The organism is Nocardia otitidiscaviarum NBRC 14405, assembly GCF_000308635.1.
GTDB lineage: Bacteria > Actinomycetota > Actinomycetes > Mycobacteriales > Mycobacteriaceae > Nocardia > Nocardia otitidiscaviarum.
In genome coordinates, this window is the sequence record NZ_BAGD01000037.1 from 44337 (window position 1) to 66888 (window position 22552).

A 22552-nucleotide genomic window follows, 5' to 3' on the forward strand; every position below is an offset into this window, starting at 1 on the left:
ATGTTCGAGTGGTCCGAGACCGATGAGATGATCCGCGGCGCGGTCCGCGCGTTCATCGACAAGGAGGTCCGTCCCAACCTGGACGCCCTGGACAGCGGCGAGATGTCGCCGTACCCGGTGATTCGCAAGCTGTTCAGCGAGTTCGGCATCGACGTCATGACCGGCGAGATGGTCACCAAGATGCTGGCCAAGCAGCGGGCGCGGGAGGAGGCGCTCGCCGCCGGGGAGCCGCTGCCGGAGAAGCCGAAGAAGGAGTCCGGCGGCAGCCCGTTCAGCGGTCAGGAATCGCTGATGGCCGTGCTCATCGGCGAACTGTCCGGTGTCTGCATGGGTTTGGTGAGCGCCATGGGCGTCTCCATCGGTCTCGGGGCCACCACCATCATGTCGCGGGGCACGCTCGCCCAGAAGGAGCGGTGGCTGCCCGATATCGTGACCATGAAGAAGGTCGCGGCCTGGGCGATCACCGAACCCGATTCGGGTTCGGACGCTTTCGGCGGCATGAAGACCTACGTCAAGCGCGACGGTGAGGACTACATCCTCAACGGGCAGAAGACCTTCATCACCAATGGCCCGTACGCCGATGTGGTGGTGGTCTACGCCAAGCTCGACGAGGGCGACGGTGCGGAGAAGCGGGATCGCAAGGTGTTGACCTTCGTGCTGGACAAGGGCATGGAGGGCTTCACCCAGGGCAAGCCGTTCAAGAAGATGGGCCTGCACTCCTCGCCCACCGGCGAACTGTTCTTCGACAACGTGCGGCTGTCGAAGGATCGGCTGCTCGGCGAGACCGAGGAGCACAAGGGCGGCGACGGACGCGACAGCGCCCGTTCGAGTTTCACCGCCGAGCGGGTCGGCGTCGCCTTCATGGCGCTGGGCATCATCAACGAATGTCACCGGCTCTGTATCGATTACGCCAAGAACCGCAAGCTGTGGGGCCAGGAGATCGGCCGCTTCCAGCTGGTGCAGCTCAAGCTGGCCAAGATGGAGGTGGCGCGAATCAATGTGCAGAACATGGTGTTCAGCGCGCTGGAGCGAGGCCGGGCCGGAAAGCAGCCCACCCTCGCCGAAGCCTCGGCCATGAAACTGTACGCATCGGAGGCCGCCACCGAGGTGGCCATGGAGGCGGTGCAGCTGTTCGGCGGCAACGGCTACATGACCGAGTACCGGGTGGAGCAGTTGGCGCGGGACGCCAAGTCGCTCATGATCTACGCCGGTAGCAATGAGATTCAGGTGACCCACGTGGCCAAGGGGCTGCTCGCGCAGTAGCGGGCGGCGGTCCGGAGTCGCCCGCGCGCGGCGGGCGGCTCCGGTGGGTACGCGGCAGCGCTGCCGCGCGACAGCAGGGAGTCCGGCGATGACGCCATCCGATCACGGTGCGGTGACGGTATCCACCCGCGAGTACGCCGGAGTGCGTACCCGCGAACTCGCGGTCGGCGGGACGGGGCCGACCATCGTGCTGTTGCACGGCTACTGCGACAGCGCCGACACCTGGCGCGGAGTCCTGGTGCGGCTGGCGGCGGCCGGGCGGCGGGCCGTCGCGGTGGATCTGCCGGGCTTCGGCCTGGCCGATACCCGGCTGCCCGGTCCGTTGAGTCCGCAGTTCGACGTGTTCGCCGACGCGCTGGTCACGGCGCACGGACCCGTTGTGCTGGTGGGTAATTCGCTCGGCGCGGCCACCGCGGTGCGCGCCGCCGGACGCGACCGTTCGGGCCGGGTCGCCGGGGTGATGACCCTGGACGAACCGATTCTGGCCCGGCACTGGCTGGCGCGGGTGGCCCGGTGGCGGGAGTACGCGCGTCTGTTTGAGCTGGCCGCCGCGCTGCCGGTACCGGACCGGATGGTGCACTGGTTCGTGCGCCGCGGTGTCGCCCGATTCGTCTACGCGCCCGGGGTGCGCCCCGACCCGGCCTTCGTCGAGTCGGCCATCAGGTCGGTTCCGACCATGGCGGCCGCCGCCGCGCGCGGCCGTGACGCGGTACGCTACGCCCGCGAAAACCGGTTCACCCACGGCGATCTCGCGGTGACGTGTCCGGCGCTGATCGTGCACGGCGCACGCGACCGCATCATTCCGGTCGCCGCCAGCCGCGCCCTGCACGCCCTGCTGCCGGGCAGCGAACTCGTGGTGCTGCCACACGCCGGGCACTGCCCGCAACTCGACGAGCCCGACACCGTGACCCGCCTGCTGCTCGGTCTGGTGGAACGGGCGCACGCGGCGGAGCGCGCCGGATGACCGCCCGAGTCCGTGTGGACGATTCGTCCGAATGCCTGCGCGATAGCGGCGGGCGATGAATTATCGAACCAGTGATCCGGCCGATTTCCCGGCCGAGTGGGGGATGGAGCCGGACGGTTTCCCTCATGCCGACTTGGAGGCGAGATGAGTACGGCGGCGACAATCGCGGGCAAGGTCGTGGTGATTACGGGAGGAGCGCGCGGTATCGGGTACGCGACCGCGCGCACGCTCCGGGATCTCGGGGCCCTGGTGGCCATCGGTGATGTGGACGAGGCCAAGGTGAAGGAGTCGGGTGCGGACCTGGGCCTGGAGGTCTACGGCACGCTCGACGTCACCGACCCCGACAGCTTCACCGCATTCCTGGACGAGGTCGAGCGGCGGTTGGGCCCGCTCGACGTCCTGGTCAACAACGCCGGGATCATGCCCGCGGGCCGCTTCGCGGACGAACCGGACCGGGTCACCCGGCGCATTCTCGACATCAATGTGTACGGCGTGGTGCTGGGCAGCAAGCTCGCCGCTCAGCGCATGCTGCCGCGCGGGCGCGGCCACATCATCAATATCGCCTCCCTGGCGGGTGAAGCGCCGACCCCGGGACTGGTCACCTACTGCGCCAGCAAGGCCGCGGTACTCCAGCTCACCGAGGCGCTGCGGCTCGAGAATCGCGATTCCGGCGTGCACTTCTCCGCCGTGGCTCCGACCTTCACCAATACCGAACTCATCGCCGGTACCCAGGGCGCGAAGGGATTGCGCAACGCGGAGCCGCGGGATATCGCCGACGCGGTCGCCGGACTCATCGCCAAACCGCGCCACCGGGTCTCGGTGACCCGCGTGGCGGGCGCACTGGTCCACCTCCAGTACTTCCTGCCCCGCACGGCCAAGGAGTTCCTGGGCCGCGCCTTCGGGCTCGAGCACGTGTTCACCGACGAGGTCGACCAGGACGCGCGCCGCGCCTACGAACAGCGCGCCCGCGGCGAGAACTGACCCGGGCGGCGGTCACCGCCCACGCACCCGCTCGGGGCGGCGATCACACCGCGCGCAGGCGGGTGCGGCTGGCGTAGACGTGCTCGGCGATGAGGGTCGCGATCCGGTCCGGCGCTTCCAGCATGGGGACGTGGCCGACGCCGTGGATCATGATGCGGTCCGCGGTATCGGGTAGCTCCTTCAGGAAGCGGCGGGCGTAGACCCGGTTGGGGATGATGTGGTCGTGCTCGCACATCAGCAGGCGCACCGGGGTGGGTAGATCGCCAAGATGCTCGAGGCAGGGCGCGCGCAGGCCGCTGACCAGCATGGGGATCATGGCCTTGCAGTTCAAGGCCGAGGTGATGGCCGCCTCCACACCGCGCCGGTGCGCGGCCGAGAAGTTCTTGGTGAGCAGGGCCGCGACCAGCTGGCGGATCGGCGTGCTGAACGCGACGACCTCGGGCAGGCGTTTGCCGAGCTCCACCACCGGCACCAGGGACAGGAATTTCAGACCCACCCGGATCTGCAGGCTGGACGGGGTTTGCCAGCCGCCCGCCGGAGCGATGGCGGTGAGCGTGCGGGCCCGGCCGCGCCGCGCCAGTTCGAAACCGACCCAGCCGCCCAGCGAATTCCCGGCTATATGGCAGGAGCGCCAGCCCATCTCGTCGAGCTGGTCCTCGATCCGATCGGCCAGGGCGCTGACGTCCAGGTACCAGCCGTCGAAATCCGGTCCGCCCCAATGCCCGGTGAAGGCGGGGGCGAAGACCTCGCAGTGGCCGGCCATCCGCTGTGCCACCTGCTCCCAGCAGTGCGGGGAGAGCATGAAGCCGTGCAGCAGGAGCAGCGGTTCGCCGGAACCCATGTGGAGGGCCTTCATCGGCGCGAGCGGGGTGGTGGGCTGGGTGGTGCCTGACGTCATCGTCATCACCCCTTCCTGGACCTCGATGTCCACGAGAAGAGTGGGATAGCCGCATTGTACGGTCGTACCGTGGCGACAATCATCTCAACGATCAACGTCAACGGGATCCGCGCGGCCACCGGCAAGACCGGGAAGGGGATGCTCGAGTGGCTGAACGTCACCGAGGCCGACATCATCTGCCTGCAGGAGACGCGAGCAACCGAGGAGCAGACGCGTAAGGCGCTGGCTCCCGCCCTGGACGCCGGATGGTTCCTGAGCCACGCCGAACCGGGGGTGAAGGGTCGGGCGGGCGTGGGTGTGCTGTCGCGGCGGGAACCGCGGGCGGTGCGCGTCGGCATCGGCCACGACGACAACGGAACCTGGGTTCCCAGTACCGAATTCGGTGGTACCGGCCGCTACATCGAGGTCGACTTCGATGAGGTGACCGTGGCGAGCGTGTACGTCCACACCGGCGAGGCGGATACGCCCATGCAGGACGAGAAGTACCGCTTCCTGGACGCGGTGGGCGCCCGCATGCTCGCGCACACCGGCGATTTCGTCATCTGCGGCGACTGGAATATCGGCCACACCGAACTCGACATCAAGAACTGGAAGGGCAACGTCAAGAACGCGGGATTCCTGCCGGGGGAGCGGGCCTGGGTGTCGAGCATGCTGGCCGCCGGATACGTGGACGTGGTGCGCGAACTGCATCCGGGCGTGCCCGGCCCCTACAGCTGGTGGTCCTACCGCGGCCGCGCCTACGACAATGACGCTGGCTGGCGAATCGATTACCACCTGGCGCGCGGTGACATCTCCGGGCGGGCCAAGCAGGCGGTGGTGGAGAAGGCGCCGACCTACGCGCTGCGCTGGTCCGACCACGCCCCCGTCACGGTGCAGTACCGGTGACCATCTCGCCGCGGCTGCGCGCCTGGCTGCTGCTGGGAGTCGCCCTGGTGGCGCTGGCGGTGGCGGTGCTCGGCTCGCGCGGCGGCGACTCCGACCGAGAGGCGGGCTCGCCCAACGGAACTCGCCCCGCGGCCACCTCGGCCAGCGCGGCCGACCGCGACGCGGTGCCCGCGACCACCGCGCCGAAGCCCGGACCCGCTACCGGAACCGGCGGCACGCCGTCGACAGCGGCATCGCTGAGCCGCGTCCCCGGTGTCCCCGACCGCGCCTACCGCACCCTCGTCGAGATCGACGCGGGCCGCTGGCCGGACTCCGCCAATGCCCCCGGAACCCACGGCGGCGACACGTATTTCAACCGCTCCCGAGCCCTCCCCACCAAGGATGCCGCGGGTGCTCCGATCACCTACCGGGAGTGGGACGTCAACCCCAAACAGCGAGGCCGCGGCCGCGACGCCGAACGCATCGTCACCGGCAGCGACGGCTCCGCCTACTACACCGGCGACCACTACGACACCTTCACGAGGATGCGCTGATGCCCCGGCCGATCCCGCTGTCCCGCTTCCTGTCCGCCGACTTCGCTCGGACGGAATCGGCCGCCCCGGACCCGACGTCGGGCGTTACCGACTCGACCGCCGACTCTGCCCGCGACCCGGGTGTGACGGAGTCGGTCGGCGACGCGGCCGGGGCGTCGGGCGCGGCCGAATCGGCTGCGGCAGGGGCCGGGCGAGCCGAAAAGGCCGAGGGGACAGGCGCGGTCGAGCCGGGTCCAACCGCTCCGGTGAGGCCGATCGACCGGACCCGTACAGGCGACGCGGCAGCGCCAACGCCCGTGCTCGGCGCGCTGAATGTGAGCGCCCCCGACTTCGGCGGTGTCCGCTACGCGGTGCCGGACGGCTACACCGCACGCGAGGTGCGGGGACGCCGCATGCGCACGGTGGCCGGTGTGCTCGACGAATTCGCCGCCGCACTGCAGTTCCCGTACTACTTCGGCGGCAACCTCGACGCCTTCGACGACAGCCTGCGCGACCTGGACGACTGCCTCGCCCCCGCGCGGGGTTACGTGATCGCCGTGCGCGACGCGGACGAACTGCTCGCCGCCGAACCCGGGCAGTGGTCCTGGTTCGAATCCGCCATGACCGATGCGGCGGACTACTGGGCACGACGCGGGGTGGTCTTCAGGGTGGTGTTGCAGGGTGCCGCGCCGACCGGCTCCGCGATGGTGTCGCTGGTACTCGATACGCGAGACGACGACTGACTTCCTGCGCACCCGGGTAGCGCCATCGCCGAGGTCTGGATCGCATGCGGCAGCGAATCCCGCGCCTGCTGTTCCTGGCCGGGGTTGGCGTGTGCTGTGTCCTGTCCGTGGAGTTGCCGGAGCCGTGAGAGCCGTACCGAGGTTCAGCGCAGGCGCTGCGCCAGGTCCTCGGCCAGCAGCACGAATACGTCGGTGGTCTGGTCGATGAGTTCGTCGCGGGTCATGGCGAGGTCGCCTTCGGCCCAGCTGGCCAGGATCTGCACCAGGCCGCCGACCAGGTAGGTGGCGCGGAAGGCGATCGCCGGGTCGGGGTCGGCCTCGGTGAGGCCGTAGAAGTCGATGCCCTCGGCGGCGACCAGGTTCGCGAAGGTGCGGATGGTGTGCAGGGTGCGGGAGCGCAGTTCCGGGGTGGCCGCGCTGACCAGCAGCGCCACCCGGGTCTTGCGTGGGTCGTCGGCGAGCACGCCGATTCCGGCGGATACGGCGGCGTGCGCCTTGCCGTGGGTGTCGCCGGGGGCGGTGAGCAATGCGCGCAGCACCGCCGCCGCCAACTCCTCGGCGATGCCGTCGAACAGCGCGGTGAGTACGGCGTCGCGGCTGTCGAACTGTTCGTAGTAGTAGCGCTCGTTGAGTCCGGCGCGGGCGCAGAGTCCGGCGACGGTGAGCCGTTCCAGGCCCTCGCTGCCGAGGATGTCCAGGGCGGCGTCGAGCAGGGCCGCTCGGCGTCCCGCGCGTCGTTGTTCCGCGGAGACGCCACCGTAGGTTCGCTGCCCGGTCACGAATCGATTCTGGCACGGTCGCGTTTTTGGTAGGGCTCCTTGCCAGAATCGCGATTCTGGGGGATGCTCTTGCCAGATGGACGTGCGTCCCCTGACTGGAGGCAACGATGCCCGCACGCGAGCCCGGATACTTCTCCGACGATTCGATGATTCGCCGCGTCATGCGCAAGCGGGCGGTGGGTCTCACCTACGGCCAGCGAGCGCTGGTGATCGGCGCGGTCAATCCGCTGCTGTACGTCGGCACCGCCGAGAACACCCAGCACCGGACCACCCCCTACACCCGGCTCGCCCTGACCGGACGTCTGTTCGAGGCGGTCTTCCTGGGCAGCAAGGCCGAGGCCGACCGGGCGCTGTCGTTCACCCGCAAGCGGCACGCCCCGGTGAGCGGCGGCCTGCCGGAGGCCGCGGGGGACAAGCATCCGGCCGGAGCCCGCTACTCCGCCCGCGATCCGCATCTGATGTACATGACCATGGCGTTCACCTTCGACTCCGCCGAGGTCATGCACGATCTGCTGGTCCGCCGCCTGACCGCGACCGAGCGCGAGGGCCTCTACCAGGACTACGTGCGCTGGGGCGAACTGTTCGGCATGCCGCGTTCGGCCGCCCCCGCCGACTACCGGGAGTTCCGCCGCTCCTTCGACGCCTACCTGGCCTCCGACGAGCTGTACCTCACCGACGAGGCCAAACTGGTCGGCTCCTATCTCATGGGGCAGCGGGTCGCCTACCCGCTGCCGCTGCCGTTCCAGTCGGCCGCGTCGGGATTCTCGCTGCTCGTGCAGGGCAGCCTGCCGCCCCGCATCCGGGAGATGTACGAGGTGAGGTGGGGCCTGCCCGAGGAGGTCGCCTTCCGCGGCCTGGCCCGGGCCGTCCGCACCGCCCATATCGCCCCGCCGCTGGTGCCCGCCCCGCTGCGCGGCCCGCTCTCCGGTCCCAGCCATCCGCTCTACCGCCTGCTCACCCGCCGGGAACAGCAGCTGGTGAACTCCGGTCGGCCCAGCATGCCGGGGGTGGATCCGCGTCCGCTGGCGGCGCGGCTCGGCGCCTGACGGGCGGTGCGGGCAGCCGCGCGCGGCCGGGCGGGGTGGCCCGAAATTCCGCTGGACGCGGCATGGGAAGATCGGGGCATGTCCAGTCCTGCACCCACCCCCGATCGCAAGCAGCGGGTCCTGTCCGGGATCCAGCCGACCAGCGGTTCCTTCCACCTCGGCAACTACCTTGGCGCGGTGCAGTATTGGGTGGGCATGCAGGAGGACTACGACGCCTTCTACTTCATCCCGGATATGCACGCCATCACGGTGACGCAGGATCCCAAGCAGCTGCGCGAGCGCACCAAGATCTCGGCCGCCCAGCTGCTCGCCGTGGGCGTCGACCCCAAGAAGTCGACGCTGTTCGTGCAGTCGCACGTACCCGAGCACGCCGAACTGACCTGGGTGCTGAACTGCATCACCGGTTTCGGCGAGGCCAGCCGGATGACCCAGTTCAAGGACAAGTCGGCCAAACAGGGCGCGGAGAACGCCACCGTGGGTCTGTTCACCTATCCGGTGCTCATGGCCGCCGACATCCTGCTCTACCGCGCGCATCAGGTGCCGGTCGGCGAGGATCAGCGCCAGCATCTGGAACTCACCCGAAATCTGGCGCAGCGCTTCAACACTCGCTTCAAGAAGACCTTCGTGGTGCCCGAGGCGCATATCGTGTCCGGCACCGCCAAGATCTACGACCTGCAGGATCCGACCTCGAAGATGAGCAAGTCGGCCGCCAGCGATTCCGGGCTGATCAACCTGCTCGACGATCCCAAGGTCTCGGCCAAGAAGATCCGCTCGGCCGTCACCGACACCGAACGCGAGATCCGCTACGACCCCGAGCACAAGCCCGGCGTCTCGAACCTGCTGGCCATTCTCAGCGCGCTCACCGAGACCCCGATCGTCACCCTCGAGCAGGATTACGCGGGTAAGGGCTACGGCGATCTCAAGGCCGATACCGCCGACGCGCTGATCGAATTTGTCACTCCCTTCCAGGCGAAGGTGGGAGAGTATATGGCTGACCAGGGCGAACTCGACCGCATTCTCGCCGCGGGCGCGGAGCGGGCGCGTGAGGTCGCCGGCAAGACCCTCGCGCAGGTGTACGACCGGGTCGGCTTCCTGGCTCGGCCGAGCTGATTCGGCCGGGTCGGCGCAGCGCCGATATCCGCCGCACCCGCGCGGGGCCGTGGCGGAGGTGAATGGTGCTCGACAAGGTCAAAGCGCGAATCGAGGGGTGGATCCAGGCCCGCCCGTGGCTGGACCATATGGTGCGCGCGGGCGGCCGATATCAGCGGCAGCGCGGCGACTACTACGCGGCGGGCATTACGTATTTCACTGTGCTGTCGCTGTTTCCGCTGCTCATGGTGGGTTTCGCGGTGGCGGGCTTCGTGCTGGCCAACAATCCGGAGCTGCTCACCCAGATCCAGGAGAAGATCGTCGAGAACATTCCGGGCTCGGCGGGGGAGCAGCTCAACGACCTCATCGACCAGGCCGTCGAATCCCGCGCCGGGGTCGGCATCATCGGCTTGGCGGCGGGCCTCTACTCCGGACTGGGGTGGGTGGCGAATCTGCGCGCGGCGCTCACCGAGCAGTGGGAGCAGAAGGCCGAGGAGCGGAACTGGTTCGTGACCAAGGGGTCCGACCTGCTCGCGCTCGTCGGTCTCGGACTCGCCTCGGTGGTGTCGCTGGGCCTGTCGGTGCTGGCGGGCAGCGGACTCGCGGGGGAACTGCTCGAAACCGTGGGCCTCGGCCATGTTCCGGGCGCGACCGCCGTGTTGACCGCACTGTCGCTGCTGCTGGCGGTGTTGGCCACCTGGGCGCTGTTCGTCTGGATCATCGCCCGCATGCCCAGACACGCGGTGACCCTGCGCAGTGCGGCCCGCGCGGCCCTCATGGCGGCGATCGCCTTCGAGATCTTCAAGCAGTTGGCCACATTCGTTCTCAAGCGGGTGGCGACCAGTCCGGCCGGCGTCGCCTTCGGTCCGATCCTCGGCTTGATGGTGTTCAGTTACATCACCGCGCGCATCATCCTGTTCGCCACCGCGTGGGCGGCCACCGCCTCGGAAAACGACGTCCCGGCGGATATCCCGGCGCCGGGACCGGTGGTCATCGAACCGCGGGTGAGCGGTCCGGGGCTCACCGCCGGGGCGGGGGCGGCCCTGTTCGGCGCGGGAGCCCTTGCCGCCGGGCTGCTGTCGACGCTGCGCCGCCGACGATGAAGCGCCGCCTCGACCGGTGGCGGGGCGGCTTCAGTAGCGGCGGCGGCTGATGCGGCGCGCCCCGGCCAGCAGCACGAGCACCAGGACGGTGCCGCCGACCATGAGGGTGATCCGCAGGTTGTCGTGATCCCGGCCGCGCGCCGACAGCGCCCCGGCGTCGTCCAGCGGTGGACTTGCCACGGCCACAGCGGAATCGGTGCTCTCGGAAGGTTCGGATCCGGTGCCCGTCAGTGCTCCGACGCTCGCCCCGTCCGGCAGGGCGAAACCGTAGTCCAGCAGCCCGGCCGCCTGTTCCCACGGCCGCAGCGGGCGCACCTCGGCCTGCAACAGGGTCACCACCAGTCGGCGGCCGCCCCGTTCGGCGGCGGCCACGAACGTCTGCCGGGCATCGTCGGTGAAACCGGTCTTGCCGCCCAGCGCGCCCTCGTAGTTGAAGAGCAGGTGGTTGTCGTTTCCGATGGCGAAGCCGGGATGGTCCTCGTCGCCGGGTACCAGCGGATTCGCCGGGAAGCCCGGAAAGTCCACCTGTTCGGTGCGAATGAGTTCGGCGAACAGCGGGATCTCCATGGCGTCGCGGAACAGCACCGCCAGGTCGTAGGCCGAGGTGCTCATGCCCGGACCGTCCAGACCCGACGGGGTGGCGGCACGAGTGTCCAAGGCGCGCAACTGCTTCGCTCGCGCGTTCATCTTCGCCACCGCCGCCTCGTCGCCGCCGAGTTGCGCGGCGATGGCGTGCGCGGCGTCATTGCCCGAGGCCATGATGAGCGCCTGGAACAGTTGCCGATTGGTGTAGCGGCCACCCGGCCCGATGCCGACCCGGGTGCCCTCCATATTCGCGTCCTCCTGGGTGCCGATCACTACCGTGTCGAGGTCGAGCGTGCGCAGCGCCACGGCCGCCAGCAGCACCTTGATGGTGGAGGCGGGGCGGTAGCGGCCGTGTGGATCCTTGGCGGCGAGTACCGCGCCGGTGTCGAGGTCCGACACCACCCACGCGGTGGCGGAGATGCCCTCCGGCACCGCCGGAGCGTTCCGGGGTAGCACCAGTCCGCAGCCGCCGAGCTTGTCGCCGCCCACGGGTTTCGCCGGAATCGGTAGCGCGGCGGGCGTGGACTGTCCCGGGGCGGGCACCTCCGAGGTGTCGACGGGTGGCGGCGGCTGGCTCTTGTTCGGGCAGGAGTCGGTATTGGGAGTGGTGAACGGCGTCGTGGTGACGGACGGATCGGTCGGGGCGGGCTGCGCGGCGGCATCGGACGCCGGTCCGGTGGTGGACAGCGCCGTGAGCCCGGCCGTGAGCAGGGTCGCGATGAGGGCGCGGTGCCGGGTGGCGCGAATGCCCCGGCGCGCGTCCGAGCGGCGCTGGGACGGTCCGGCGGCGTGATCGTGGGGTGCGGGCCCGCGGCGAATACTCATCGCGGATGAGCTTAACCGGGGCCGGCGCGTCGCCGACCGCGCGGAGGCCGACGACGCGTGAAGATCTCCCCCCGGAGTGGTCGCCGCCACCGGGTGACGAGCCCGTACGTCGGCGTAGCGGCCGAAACCGCTTGGGGGAGGGCGCTATTCGGCGCTGTTCCGCACGGGGCAGCCGTGCGCGAGCGGGCCGAGCAGCTTGTTGTTGTCGTAGAAGTGCTCGAGTTCGAGGATGCGCAGATCCTCGCTGACCTTGGCGATGGTGATGCCGGTCATCTCGATGAGCTCACCGGTGGGCTCGTGGCCCTGGTACGCACCGGTGTAGCGGCCCCAGTGCCGCCATTTGAAGGTGACGGTGGGTGGTCCCGCCAGCACTTCGAGCACCTCCCAGAAGAATCCGCCCGGGAAGGCGGTGTGGAAGATGTGGTGCGAGGACTCGAAGTCCTCACCCGCCGGGTAGTAGGGGTTGTCGCCGATCAGGATGTTGTAGCTGCCGATGCGGGCGAACTCCTCGGCGTTCTGCCAGGGACCGCCGTTGACCCGGCCGCGGTAGTGCTCGGCGACCAGGGAGACCCAGGTGGCCGGGTCCTTCTTGTGCGACACCTCCATCTCGAAGACCTTCACCAGCTCCTCGACGATGGCCTCCAGGGAACCGGGGGCGTGGTCGGTGGTGCGCTCCTTGGGCATGACCTCCTTGCTCAGGTGGTAGTCCGGAGCCTCCGCGCGCCAATCCTCCGCTGCCGCAGCGGCGATCACGGCATCGCGGCCCTGCAGGTGGAGCGGGGTCTCGGTGGCTTCGGATTCTGTTGTATCAACCGTCATTTCGTGCCTCTTGTGTCCAGACCCGATGTGGGTCAGTCGATCTCGTTTCGGACCGGTTGAACCTAACAGCGAACGCGGGCGGCGTCGCGTCGAACGCGGCCGACGAGGCAGCTATTGACAGTAACTAGCAAATGAGAGACTCTATCAAAATATAGTAACTAGTAAATGATCGGAGCTGTCATGAAGGCTGCGGACACCCGCCGCTGGCTGGCCCTCGGCGCGCTCTCGGTGGCCATGCTCACCATCGGACTCGATGTCACCGCGCTGACCGTGGCGCTGCCCACCGTGGCCGTCGACCTGCACGCCGACACCGCCGCGCTGCAGTGGTTCACCAGCGCCTACACCCTCGCGCTGGCCGCGCTCATGCTGCCCGCCGGTGCGCTCGGCGACCGCTACGGCCGCCGCAGATTCCTGCTCGGCGCGCTGCTGTTGTTCGGCGTCGCCTCGGTGGCGTGCGCCTTCGCGGCCACCACGGGCCAGCTCATCGCCGCCCGCGCCGCCCTCGGGGTCGGCGCGGCGGCCATGATGCCGCTGTCCATGGCGGTGCTGCCCGGCCTGTTCCCGGACCCCGACGAGCGGCAGCGTGCCCTGACCATCTGGATCACGGCCACCGCCATCGGCCTGCCGCTCGGCCCCATCGTGGGCGGCTGGCTGCTCCAGCACTTCTGGTGGGGCTCGGTCTTCCTGATCAATGTGCCGCTGGTGATCGTGGGCGCGATCGCGGTGCCGCTGCTGCTGCCGGAATCCCGCGGCGACAACGCGTTTCGGATGGACCTGCCCGGTGTGGTGCTGTCGGTGCTCGGCATGCTCGGCCTCACCTACGGCTTCATCCGCTGCGGCGACGAGGGCTGGGGCGACGGCATCGCCTGGGTCTGCATCGCCGTCGGGGTGGCGCTGCTGGCGGCGTTCGCGCTGTGGCAGCGGCGGACCACCCATCCGCTGATCGATCCGGAACTGTTCCGGGCGCGCGGATTCCGCTGGGGCACCGTGTACATGGTCCTGGTGCAATTCGCCATGTTCGGCCTGTTCTTCACCATGCCGCAGTACTTCCAGGCGGTGCTGGACGCCGATGCGCTCGGTAGCGGGCTGCGGCTGCTGCCGCTCATCGCGGGCCTGCTCATCGGCACCCGGGTGACCGACCGACTCCTGCCCGCGGCCGGACCGCGCGTGGTGCTCACCTCCGGATTCGCGCTGCTCGCCGGAGGGCTCGCCCTGGGCGCATTCATCACGGTGGACAGCGGCTATGCCGTCGCGGCCGCATCCCTGACCCTGCTCGGTATCGGCATGGGCTTCGTCATGCCCGCCGCCATGGGGCTGGCGATCGACGATCTCTCGGCCGAGCGCGCCGGATCCGGCTCGGCATTGCTACAGGCGCTGCGTCAGGCGGGCGGCACCATCGGCATCGCCGTGCTGGGCACGGTGCTGTCCACCGCCTACCGCGCCGGGCTCGGCGACCTGGACCGCGCGCCGATCAGTGACAGCGTGAATTCCGGTGTGGCGGTGGCGCATCAGCTCGGTGACGGCGCGCTGCACACGGTGCGGACCGCCTTCGTCGGTGGGATGAGCGCCATGCTGTGGGTGTGCGCGGCGATCTGCCTGGCCGCGGCCGGGCTCGCGGCGCTGACCACCGCGCCGCGCGCCGCGGGTGAGACGCCCGCGGCCGATACGGGACAATCGCTGCATGTCGGTTGAGTCGAAGCCCGAGACCCGCCCGGCCGCCAAGCGGTCCGGCGGGTCGCTGCGTGAGCGGAAGAAGGAACGCACCCGCCAGGCCATCCGCGTCGAGGCGTTCCGGCTCTTCCGTGAGCAGGGCTACGCCGCGACCACCGTGGAGCAGATCGCCGAGGCGGCCGAGGTGTCGCCGAGCACCTTCTTCCGCTATTTCCCGTCCAAGGAACAGGTGGTGCTCGTCGACGACCTGGACCCGATCATCGTCGCGAGATACCGGGAGCAGCCGCCGGAGCTGTCCGCCCTGGAGGCCATCAAGCGGACCATGCTGGAGGCCATCGACGGGCTCGACCCGAGTCAGTTCGAGTTCGAGCGTGAACGCGCGGATCTGGTGCGCAGTGTCCCGGAATTGCGCGGCGCGCTGGCTCGGGAGATGGACCGCAATGTCGACCTCATCGCCCGGATGGTCGCCGAACGGGTCGGCCGGGAGACCGACGACATCGAGGTGCGGGCCCTGGCCGGGGCCTTCATCGGGGCCGCGGAGGCGGTGCTGATGGACCCCGCCCGCGATCCGTTCGATCTCACGGCCGTCGCCGGGATCATCGACTTCCTGTCGGCCGGGATGCCACTCTGAGCGGCGACTCGTCGTCCATCTCGGCGAAGAAGCCGCCCACCACGTCCTCGATCTCGGCCACGGACTCGGCGCAGTACAGCACCGGCTGATAGTGCGTGATGTCGTAGCTGACGGTGCCCATCTCGGCGATGTCCAGCGGCCGCAGCTCGGCGGCGCGGAACTCCTCGATCTCACCGTACGACGACAGCAAACCCGCACCGTAGCAACGGACTTCACCCTCCTCGCGCACCACGCCGAACTCCATGGAGAACCAGAAGACGTCGGCCAGGAACTTCAGCGCGACATCGGTTTCCAGCCGGGCCACCGCCGCGCCCACCTCGGAGTAGATGGCGGCGAAGCGGGGACTGGCCAATTGATTGGCGTGGCCCAGGATCTCGTGTACCGCATCCGGTTCCGGGGTGTACAGCGGCGCGCTGTGGTGGCGAATGTACTGGGTGGAGTGGAAGATCCGGTCCGCGAAGGAACCGAAGAACTCCCGCAGCGGTACCAGCCCGGCCGCGGGCACATAGCGGAAACCGGTGAGCGGGGTCAGCGCCGCGGACACCTCGTCGAGCTGCGGGATGTGGTCGGCGGGCAGCGCCAGGCGTTCGGCCGCGGCCCGCACCTCCGCACAGGCGTAGCGGCGGCGTTTGCGGGCCAATTCGGCGGAGACGATCCGCCAGACCTCCTGTTCCTCGCCGGTGTAGTCGACGTGGGGCACCGGCTCCCCGGGGCGATACGACAGTGCGAGGGCGGCAATGGCATTGCGGCGGACCCGATACTCCGGATCGTGCACGCCGGGATGCTCGTCGCTCAGATGCACCGTCACATCACCGTCGGCGCCCGTGGTCACCGGCGAGTACAGCTGAGCTTCGGTGAACATGCCTCCAGGCAAGCACCAGCCGGGCCCTACGACAACAAAAGCCATCCCAGCTGAACAGATTGACTAGCTTTGCGGCGTGATCGGGCGCGTCAACGGGTATTTCGCCGGGAAACGGTACGCAGACGGCTCACCAGCGCGGATCGGCAACTCTCGGCCCGTGTTCACCCGGCTTGTGGTGTTTCGCGGTTCCTTCCTCGGCTCAGGGGGTAATTGCCTACCGTAAGCAGATATGGCGTGACGGGGGAGACGACCCTGCCACGACGACCGCGCAGGCGGCGGCAACAGTCCGATCGAGTCGATGGGACCCAGCGGTGCATCAGGTTGCCACCACATCTCCCATCCCGGAGCATTGGTACGACAGTGTTGGGTGATACGGAACTTCAGTGGCAGCTCGACGAGCGAGACGGATGCGTCGTGGTCCGGCCGCACGGGGAACTGAACCCGGCCACCTACCGGAACTTCAGCGATGACCTGGTCAAGTTCACCGTGGAAGAGCCGCGGGCGGTTATCGTCGTCCTCGATGATCTGCGGGTCACCTCCGAACCGTTGTTCTCCGTCTTCGCGAGTGTGTCCATGCGGGTGGGAGACTGGCCGGGCGTCCCCATTCTGCTGGTCGTCGAGCTGGACCTCCGGCGCGCGGTGCTGCGATCCAGCGCCATTCGGCGTTTCGTACCGGTCTTCGCCACTGTCATCGCCGCGATCGACTCGCTCGACAATCCGCCGCTGCGGCGGTGGGCCACCCTCGATCTGACGCCGACCGGGGACTGCGCCCAGCGCGCCCGCCGCTTCGTCGACGACATCTGCCAGCGCTGGAACATTGCCGCGGTCCGCGGCGATGCCCAGCTCATCGCCACCGAGCTGGTCGAGAACTCCTTTCTGCACGGCCGCTCCGAGGCCGATATCCGGGTGCGCCTGGAGCTGCGCGGTGACCTGCTGACCGTCGCCGTCGCGGACGCGGACCCACGCGAGGCGGTGCTGCGGGAGCCAGGTCCGGGAGGACGCCGGTTCTACGGGCTGCACGTGGTGGCCCGGCTCTCGCGAGCTTGGGGCTGTGCGCCGAAATGGCCGATCGGCAAGGTGGTCTGGGCTACCGTGCCGGTCGGCCCCAGGCGGGAACCGCGCTGAGCCGACTCCACCGAGCCACCGCGTACCGAGCCACCGCAGTATCGAGGAGCTGGGTATCGAGGAGCTGGGTATCGAGCTACTGCGGAAGCTGCACGTCGACTGGTGCACTCGGTTCCGCGTCGCCCGCGTGGAACGGCTCCATCACCAGGATGGCCCCGGTCGCCGCGCCGTTGCGATCGCGCAGCGCCGTGCACACCACCCGCACGGTGACGCGCCGCCCACGCCGGTTCACCCCCTCGAGTTCGACCTCGCCACGGTAGGCCGGATCGCTGAGCGCCGGTCGCACGATCGGACGCAGTTCCGCCACCGGCAGCCCGATATCCAGGTTGAGCAGGTGTTCGCCCTCGGCCTCGTCCGCCCGCATGCCCCACAGGTTCTCCGCCCCGCTGTTCCACACCACGATGCGCATGGAGGTGTCCACCACGGCCACCCCGCCGGGCCACGAGCTCATGACCGCGGCGAAGAACTCGTTGACCTCGTCGAGTTCATTGCTGCGCTCCCGCAGCTCGGAATTGAACGTCTGCAATTCGTCATTGGTGGACTGGAGTTCCTCGTTCGTCGTCTCCAATTCCTCATTGGTGGACTGGAGTTCCTCGTTGGTGGTCTCCAACTCCTCGACGGTGGACTGGAGTTCCTCGTTCGTCGTCTCCAGCTCCTCATTGGTGGATTGCAGTTCCTCGTACGCGGATTCGCGCTGCTGATTGGCCCGGCTCAGCTCGGTGAGCAGACGGCGGTTGGCCGTCACGTCGTGGAACACCACCGAAACGCCGATCGGCACATCGTCGATCAGCAGGGGGCTGACGTGCACCTCCAAGGCCAGTATCTCGCCCGGGCCGCGCTGCCATTCGACATCCTTGATGCGTAACGCCCGCTGGTCGGCTCGCACCTGATCGATATAGCCGCGCAGCTCCACGGGGCGGTAGGACAGCTCGAGGTCGCGCAGCGGGCGGCCCACATCGCGGTCGCTCAGGCCGAATAGGTGTCTGGCCTGCTGATTGGCCAGTGTCACAACATCATTCGGGCCCAGCACCACCTGCGCCACCGGACCGGCCGAGAAGGACAGCGCGCGCAGGGCCTCCACCTGGTCCAACTCGCGCCGGTCCGGCACCAGCGATCGGCCGAAGACGATGCCGACATCCATCCGTGACGTGGGCACCTTGCGGAACACCCGGCGTTTCAGATCGACCGGGTCGAAGATGCGGCTGTGCGACAACAGCATCTCGGCCTTGCCGAGGAACAGCAGACCGCGCGGAGCCAGCGCGAAATGGAACTTGTCCAGGATCTTGGTCTGGGTCTCGGCGTTGAAGTACATCAGCGTATTCCGGCACGCCAGCAGATCGATGCGGGAGATCGGCGCGTCCTGCACCAGATCATTGCGGCCGAAGATCACCGAGCGGCGCAGGTCCTTGCGGAAGGAGTAGCGCCCGCCGATCGATTCGAAGTACTTCTGGGTCAGTTCGTGGCCGAGCGGCTGCACTTCCTTCTCGCTGTATACGGCCTGGCGCGCGGTACCCAGCGCCTCCTCGTCCACATCGGTGGCGTAGATCTTGACCCGCTGGCGGAACTCCTCGATACCGAGCGCTTCGGCCAGCACGATGGCCAGGCTGTAGGCCTCCTCACCGGAGGCGCAGCCCGCGCACCACACCCGGATGGGCTCCTCGGGCCCGCGCTCGGCGAGCATGCTCGGCACGATGTCGGACTGCAGGAACTCCCAGGCATCGGGATCGCGGAAGTAGCCGGTCACATTGATCAGAATGGTGTTGAACAGGGCGACGAACTCATCCGAATTGGCCTGCAGCACATCCAGGTACTCGACGTAGTCGCCGACGGCCAGTTGCGCCATCCGGCGGTCCACCCGGCGCATCAGGCTGCTGCGCTTGTAACCGGTGAAATCGAAGCCGCGGGCGTCTTTCAGGTATTGCAGGATCTCCTCGAAGCCCTGGGCGACGTGGGGCGTGCTGTCCTGTTCCACACGCACAAACTACCGCTCGGATCGCTCGGCTCGGCGTTCGACCAACAGCTTTCGCAGCACTTCCGCGGCGTGGGCGTGTTCGCCGCGCTGATCGGCGAAGCGGTGCGCGATCAGGTCGTCACCGCGATGTTCGGCGTCGGCCGCCATCCGGTCGGCCAGCCGCTCCTTCTCATCCAATGCGCGCACGGCCGTCCAGAGCGCCTTCTCCACTTCGACGCTCTGTTCCACCAGCAGTGCCTCGGCGGTCCACGCGTGTCCGACCAGACAGCGGTAGCGCACGCCGCCGGCCATCGTGAACAGCGGGCCGCTACAGTCCGGGCAGGTCAAGCCGGAGGGCTCGGCCGATGTCGCGATCCGGTCGTGCACGACGTGTCGACCGGCATCCATGTCGAGCTCCAATCGATCCAGTTCCGCCGGTGGCGGCGGTTCGGGTCGATGCGGACGCACACGCAACAGCCGCATCACCGCCGCCCCCAATTCCGCCGCGGGCAGCGCCAGGTCCACCCGCACCTGCGCCATCGCGCTCTCCGGCATGCTCCGGTACAACGCCTCTTTCGGATCCTGCACGGCCGCCAGGCCGCCACGTGCCTTGATCATCGACAGCCCGGCGGTCCCGTCGTCCAGCGATCCCGACATCACCACTCCCGCCGTCCGCGGGCCCCACGCCAGCGCCGCCGAGCGGAACAGCGCGTCCACGCCGGGCCGATGCCCGTTCTCGGTCGGCCCGTGCGACAGGACGATACGACCGTCCAGCACCAGCAGGTGATGGTCCGGCACCGCCGTATAGATCCGCCCCCCGCACAGCCGCGACCCGCTGCGCGCCGCCTCGACCGGCAGCCCCGCCGCCCGCCGCAGAATCGCGGGCAGCGCGCTCACCCCGCGCGGCGGCATGTGCAACACCACCAGCACCGCCGCGGTCGCATCCTCCGGAATCCCGCGCACGAACTCACGCAACGCCTCGACCCCACCGGCCGACGCACCCACCACGATCACATCCGAAGGTTCCACCCGGACCTCTTTCCGTCGGCAGGCCCACTCCTCACGCTACGCCCCGGGATGCCACGGCCCGGGGGCGTCGATCTGCTCACGCCGTTTCTCCGCCGGTGGGGCGGGACGATGGGGTGGCAGAGCCCGGCGCAGCGGTGAGACCCGGATGTTGTCCGCACAGCCGAAAGGCCGCCCGCATGCGGTGCTGCGGGCGGCCTTCGCGGTTCAGGCGATGCGGGGGAACTCAGCGCGCGAAGAGCAGGGCGCGCTTGACCTCCTGGATGGCCTTGGTGACCTCGATGCCACGGGGGCAGGCGTCGGTGCAGTTGAAGGTGGTGCGGCAGCGCCACACACCCTCGACGTCGTTGAGGATGTCCAGGCGTTCGCGGGCGCCCTCGTCACGGCTGTCGAAGATGAAGCGGTGCGCGTTCACGATCGCGGCCGGGCCGAAGTAGCTGCCGTCGCTCCAGTACACGGGGCAGGAGGTGGTGCAGCAGGCGCACAGGATGCACTTGGTGGTGTCGTCGAAGCGGGCGCGGTCGTGCTGGGACTGGATGCGCTCGCGGGTCGGCTCGTTGCCCGAGGTGATCAGGTACGGCTTGACCGCCTTGAAGGCGTCGAAGAACGGCTCCATGTCCACCACGAGGTCCTTCTCCACGGGCAGGCCGCGGATGGGCTCGACGGTGACGGTGATGTCCTTGCCGTTCTTGGGCAGCATGTCCTTCATGAGGATCTTGCATGCCAGCCGGTTCACGCCATTGATGCGCATGGCGTCGGATCCGCAGACGCCGTGCGCGCAGGAGCGGCGGAAGGTGAGCGTGCCGTCCAGGTAGGACTTGATGTAGATCAGCACGTTCAGGAACCGGTCGGTCGGCAGCACCGGCACCTGGAAGGAATCCCAGTGCTGGCCCTGGCCGTCCTCCGGATTGAACCGGGCGATCTTGACCGTGATGATCGTCGAGCCCTCGGGGACCGGAGCCGCCTTCTGCGGCGTTTCAGCGACAGCAGTCATCAGTACTTACGCTCCATCGGCTCGTAACGGGTCTGCACCACCGGCTTGTAGTCCAGCCGGATATCGGAGATGAGTTCCGGACCGGTCTTGTAGGCCATGGTGTGGCGCATGTAGTTGGTGTCGTCGCGATCCGGGTAGTCGTCGCGGGCGTGGCCGCCGCGCGACTCCTTGCGGTTGAGCGCGCCGACCACGGTGACCTCGGCCAGCTCCAGCAGGAAGCCCAGCTCGACGGCCTCCAGCAGGTCGCTGTTGTAGCGCTTGCCCTTGTCCTGCACGGTGATCCGCGCGTACCGCTCCTTGAGCGCGTGGATGTCGGTGAGCGCCTGCTTGAGGGTGTCCTCGGTGCGGAACACGGCGGCGTTCATATCCATCGTGTACTGCAACTCGGTGCGGATGTCGGCCACCCGCTCGTTGCCGTGGTCGGACAGGATCAGCGCCAGCCAGTCCTGCACCATCTGCGCCGGGTTCTCCGGCATCTCCACGAACTCGCTGCGCTGCGCGTACTCGGCGGCGGCGATGCCGGCACGGCGGCCGAACACGTTGATGTCGAGCAGCGAGTTGGTGCCCAGCCGGTTCGAACCGTGCACGGACACGCACGCGCACTCGCCCGCGGCGTACAGGCCGGGGACGATATCGGTGTTGTTGCGCAGCACCTCACCGCGGATGCGGGTCGGGATGCCACCCATCACGTAGTGACAGGTCGGCATGACCGGCACCGGCTCCTTCACCGGATCCACACCCAGGTAGGTGCGGGAGAACTCGGTGATGTCGGGCAGCTTCTCCTCGAGCACGTCCTCGCCGAGGTGGGTCACGTCGATGTAGACGTAGTCCTTGTTCGGGCCCGCGCCGCGGCCTTCGAGCACCTCGAGCACCATGGAGCGCGCCACGATGTCACGCGGCGCCAGGTCCTTGATGGTGGGGGCGTAGCGCTCCATGAAGCGCTCGCCGGAGGCGTTGCGCAGGATGCCGCCCTCACCGCGCACGGCCTCCGAGATCAGGATGCCCAGACCCGCCAGACCCGTCGGGTGGAACTGGTGGAACTCCATGTCCTCCAGCGGCAGACCCTTGCGGAACACGATCGCCATGCCGTCGCCGGTCAGCGTGTGCGCGTTCGAGGTGGTCTTGTACATGCGGCCGGAGCCGCCGGTGGCGAACACGATCGACTTGGCGTGGAACACGTGCAGGTCGCCGGTCGCCAGCTCGTAGGCCACCACACCGGTGGCCACCGGGCCACGCTCGCTCTCGGTGAGGATCAGGTCCAGCACGTAGAACTCGTTGAAGAACTCCACGTCGTGCTTGACGCAGTTCTGGTACAGCGTCTGCAGGATCATGTGGCCGGTACGGTCGGCGGCGTAGCAGGCGCGGCGGACCGGAGCCTTGCCGTGGTCGCGGGTGTGGCCGCCGAAGCGCCGCTGGTCGATCTTGCCTTCCGGCGTGCGGTTGAACGGCAGGCCCATCTTCTCCAGGTCGAGCACGGCGTCGATGGCCTCCTTGGCCATGATCTCCGCGGCATCCTGGTCGACCAGGTAGTCACCACCCTTGACGGTGTCGAAGGTGTGCCACTCCCAGTTGTCCTCTTCCACGTTCGCCAGCGCGGCGCACATGCCGCCCTGCGCCGCGCCCGTGTGCGAGCGGGTCGGGTAGAGCTTGGTCAGTACGGCGGTGCGGACGCGAGGACCGGCCTCGATCGCCGCACGCATGCCAGCGCCACCGGCACCGACGATGATGACGTCGTAGCGGTGCTCCTGAACAGGGCGAGATTCACCAGCACTGTTGATTCGTTCGCTGCGCTCACTCATG

21 protein-coding genes are annotated in these 22552 nt (G+C 68.7%); 12 read left to right on the forward strand and 9 right to left on the reverse strand.

What is annotated here, in order from left to right:
• The 3 genes from ON31_RS06145 to ON31_RS06155 all read left to right on the forward strand — a co-directional run bounded on the left by ON31_RS06145 (window position 1) and on the right by ON31_RS06155 (window position 3208).
• On the forward strand, window positions 1-1263 hold the full coding sequence (locus ON31_RS06145; protein WP_039810196.1) for an acyl-CoA dehydrogenase family protein: 1263 nt from the start codon (window positions 1-3) through the stop codon (window positions 1261-1263).
• An 88-nt stretch (window positions 1264-1351) separates the two neighbouring features.
• Entirely contained in the window at window positions 1352-2227 is an 876-nt protein-coding gene (locus ON31_RS06150) for an alpha/beta fold hydrolase (RefSeq protein WP_051036915.1), read from the forward strand.
• Window positions 2228-2371: 144 nt separating this feature from the next.
• A complete protein-coding gene (locus ON31_RS06155) occupies window positions 2372-3208 on the forward strand; it encodes an SDR family oxidoreductase (protein WP_039810199.1) in 837 nt (278 codons plus the stop codon).
• Between the two features lie 43 nt (window positions 3209-3251).
• Here ON31_RS06155 and ephH read toward each other — a convergent pair whose 3' ends face one another.
• Window positions 3252-4112, reverse strand: coding sequence for an epoxide hydrolase EphH (gene ephH / locus ON31_RS06160; RefSeq protein WP_255222000.1), 861 nt, complete (start codon window positions 4110-4112; stop codon window positions 3252-3254).
• A 63-nt stretch (window positions 4113-4175) separates the two neighbouring features.
• Here ephH and ON31_RS06165 point away from each other — a divergent pair, with 63 nt between their 5' ends.
• Genes ON31_RS06165 through ON31_RS06175 form a run of 3 tightly spaced genes read left to right on the forward strand, consistent with a single transcriptional unit; the run spans window position 4176 to window position 6246 of the window.
• Complete coding sequence (locus tag ON31_RS06165) at window positions 4176-4991, forward strand: exodeoxyribonuclease III (RefSeq protein ID WP_039810296.1); 816 nt, start codon at window positions 4176-4178, stop codon at window positions 4989-4991.
• Window positions 4988-5524, forward strand: coding sequence for a guanyl-specific ribonuclease (locus ON31_RS06170; RefSeq protein WP_039810202.1), 537 nt, complete (start codon window positions 4988-4990; stop codon window positions 5522-5524). The genes ON31_RS06165 and ON31_RS06170 overlap by 4 nt, the downstream gene beginning before the upstream one ends.
• Window positions 5524-6246 (forward strand): barstar family protein, encoded by a 723-nt coding sequence (locus ON31_RS06175; protein ID WP_081592258.1) that lies wholly within the window; start codon window positions 5524-5526, stop codon window positions 6244-6246. Before ON31_RS06170 ends, ON31_RS06175 begins: the two co-directional genes overlap by 1 nt.
• Before the next feature lie 143 nt (window positions 6247-6389).
• On the opposite strand, the gene ON31_RS06180 is transcribed toward ON31_RS06175, so the two are convergent.
• Window positions 6390-7025: a TetR/AcrR family transcriptional regulator gene (locus ON31_RS06180; RefSeq protein ID WP_039810205.1), complete on the reverse strand. Its 636-nt coding sequence runs from the start codon at window positions 7023-7025 to the stop codon at window positions 6390-6392.
• 107 nt (window positions 7026-7132) lie between these two features.
• Between ON31_RS06180 and ON31_RS06185 the strand changes: the two genes are divergently transcribed.
• From ON31_RS06185 to yhjD, 3 genes are all read left to right on the forward strand, one after another.
• Complete coding sequence (locus tag ON31_RS06185) at window positions 7133-8071, forward strand: oxygenase MpaB family protein (protein ID WP_039810208.1); 939 nt, start codon at window positions 7133-7135, stop codon at window positions 8069-8071.
• Window positions 8072-8149: 78 nt separating this feature from the next.
• Window positions 8150-9181 carry a tryptophan--tRNA ligase gene (trpS, locus tag ON31_RS06190; RefSeq protein ID WP_029925550.1) on the forward strand — a complete coding sequence of 344 codons (1032 nt, stop codon included), beginning with the start codon at window positions 8150-8152 and terminating at the stop codon, window positions 9179-9181.
• A 62-nt stretch (window positions 9182-9243) separates the two neighbouring features.
• Complete coding sequence (gene yhjD, locus ON31_RS06195) at window positions 9244-10263, forward strand: inner membrane protein YhjD (protein ID WP_029925552.1); 1020 nt, start codon at window positions 9244-9246, stop codon at window positions 10261-10263.
• Between the two features lie 30 nt (window positions 10264-10293).
• Here the strand turns inward: yhjD and ON31_RS06200 are convergent, their stop codons facing one another.
• Together ON31_RS06200 and ON31_RS06205 are read right to left on the reverse strand one after the other, a co-directional pair.
• Entirely contained in the window at window positions 10294-11673 is a 1380-nt protein-coding gene (locus ON31_RS06200) for a D-alanyl-D-alanine carboxypeptidase (RefSeq protein WP_081592259.1), read from the reverse strand.
• A gap of 144 nt (window positions 11674-11817) precedes the next feature.
• Window positions 11818-12492: a nuclear transport factor 2 family protein gene (locus tag ON31_RS06205; protein ID WP_039810211.1), complete on the reverse strand. Its 675-nt coding sequence runs from the start codon at window positions 12490-12492 to the stop codon at window positions 11818-11820.
• 180 nt (window positions 12493-12672) lie between these two features.
• Here ON31_RS06205 and ON31_RS06210 point away from each other — a divergent pair, with 180 nt between their 5' ends.
• Window positions 12673-14184, forward strand: a complete 1512-nt coding sequence (locus ON31_RS06210; RefSeq protein ID WP_039810215.1) for a DHA2 family efflux MFS transporter permease subunit — start codon at window positions 12673-12675, stop codon at window positions 14182-14184.
• Window positions 14174-14794, forward strand: a complete 621-nt coding sequence (locus ON31_RS06215; RefSeq protein ID WP_039810218.1) for an acyl-CoA-like ligand-binding transcription factor — start codon at window positions 14174-14176, stop codon at window positions 14792-14794. The genes ON31_RS06210 and ON31_RS06215 overlap by 11 nt, the downstream gene beginning before the upstream one ends.
• On the opposite strand, the gene ON31_RS06220 is transcribed toward ON31_RS06215, so the two are convergent.
• Complete coding sequence (locus ON31_RS06220; protein WP_039810221.1) at window positions 14760-15656, reverse strand: phenylalanine 4-monooxygenase; 897 nt, start codon at window positions 15654-15656, stop codon at window positions 14760-14762. The two genes, ON31_RS06215 and ON31_RS06220, sit on opposite strands and share 35 nt — an antisense overlap.
• Before the next feature lie 414 nt (window positions 15657-16070).
• On the opposite strand from ON31_RS06220, the gene ON31_RS06225 reads away from it, so the two are divergent.
• Window positions 16071-16781: an ATP-binding protein gene (locus ON31_RS06225; RefSeq protein ID WP_051036916.1), complete on the forward strand. Its 711-nt coding sequence runs from the start codon at window positions 16071-16073 to the stop codon at window positions 16779-16781.
• Window positions 16782-16857: 76 nt separating this feature from the next.
• On the opposite strand, the gene ON31_RS06230 is transcribed toward ON31_RS06225, so the two are convergent.
• The 4 genes from ON31_RS06230 to sdhA form a co-directional block, all read right to left on the reverse strand.
• Window positions 16858-18753 carry a CheR family methyltransferase gene (locus ON31_RS06230; RefSeq protein WP_051036917.1) on the reverse strand — a complete coding sequence of 632 codons (1896 nt, stop codon included), beginning with the start codon at window positions 18751-18753 and terminating at the stop codon, window positions 16858-16860.
• Window positions 18754-18762: 9 nt separating this feature from the next.
• Entirely contained in the window at window positions 18763-19761 is a 999-nt protein-coding gene (locus tag ON31_RS06235; protein ID WP_039810227.1) for a chemotaxis protein CheB, read from the reverse strand.
• Window positions 19762-19984: 223 nt separating this feature from the next.
• A complete protein-coding gene (locus ON31_RS06240) occupies window positions 19985-20752 on the reverse strand; it encodes a succinate dehydrogenase iron-sulfur subunit (RefSeq protein WP_029925565.1) in 768 nt (255 codons plus the stop codon).
• Complete coding sequence (sdhA, locus tag ON31_RS06245) at window positions 20752-22551, reverse strand: succinate dehydrogenase flavoprotein subunit (protein ID WP_051036918.1); 1800 nt, start codon at window positions 22549-22551, stop codon at window positions 20752-20754. Before sdhA ends, ON31_RS06240 begins: the two co-directional genes overlap by 1 nt.
• Between the last annotated feature and the right edge of the window lies 1 nt (window position 22552).

Coding starts and splice junctions, on each gene's coding strand:
- ON31_RS06145 (WP_039810196.1), top strand. CDS start 1: ATGTTCGAGTGGTCCGAGACCGATGAGATGATCCGCGGCGCGGTCCGC.
- ON31_RS06185 (WP_039810208.1), top strand. CDS start 7,133: ATGCCCGCACGCGAGCCCGGATACTTCTCCGACGATTCGATGATTCGC.
- ON31_RS06240 (WP_029925565.1), bottom strand. CDS start 20,752: ATGACTGCTGTCGCTGAAACGCCGCAGAAGGCGGCTCCGGTCCCCGAG.
- ON31_RS06205 (WP_039810211.1), bottom strand. CDS start 12,492: ATGACGGTTGATACAACAGAATCCGAAGCCACCGAGACCCCGCTCCAC.
- ON31_RS06175 (WP_081592258.1), top strand. CDS start 5,524: ATGCCCCGGCCGATCCCGCTGTCCCGCTTCCTGTCCGCCGACTTCGCT.
- ON31_RS06200 (WP_081592259.1), bottom strand. CDS start 11,673: ATGAGTATTCGCCGCGGGCCCGCACCCCACGATCACGCCGCCGGACCG.
- yhjD (WP_029925552.1), top strand. CDS start 9,244: ATGGTGCTCGACAAGGTCAAAGCGCGAATCGAGGGGTGGATCCAGGCC.
- ON31_RS06220 (WP_039810221.1), bottom strand. CDS start 15,656: ATGTTCACCGAAGCTCAGCTGTACTCGCCGGTGACCACGGGCGCCGAC.
- ON31_RS06215 (WP_039810218.1), top strand. CDS start 14,174: ATGTCGGTTGAGTCGAAGCCCGAGACCCGCCCGGCCGCCAAGCGGTCC.
- trpS (WP_029925550.1), top strand. CDS start 8,150: ATGTCCAGTCCTGCACCCACCCCCGATCGCAAGCAGCGGGTCCTGTCC.
- ON31_RS06155 (WP_039810199.1), top strand. CDS start 2,372: ATGAGTACGGCGGCGACAATCGCGGGCAAGGTCGTGGTGATTACGGGA.
- sdhA (WP_051036918.1), bottom strand. CDS start 22,551: ATGAGTGAGCGCAGCGAACGAATCAACAGTGCTGGTGAATCTCGCCCT.
- ON31_RS06210 (WP_039810215.1), top strand. CDS start 12,673: ATGAAGGCTGCGGACACCCGCCGCTGGCTGGCCCTCGGCGCGCTCTCG.
- ephH (WP_255222000.1), bottom strand. CDS start 4,112: ATGACGATGACGTCAGGCACCACCCAGCCCACCACCCCGCTCGCGCCG.
- ON31_RS06150 (WP_051036915.1), top strand. CDS start 1,352: ATGACGCCATCCGATCACGGTGCGGTGACGGTATCCACCCGCGAGTAC.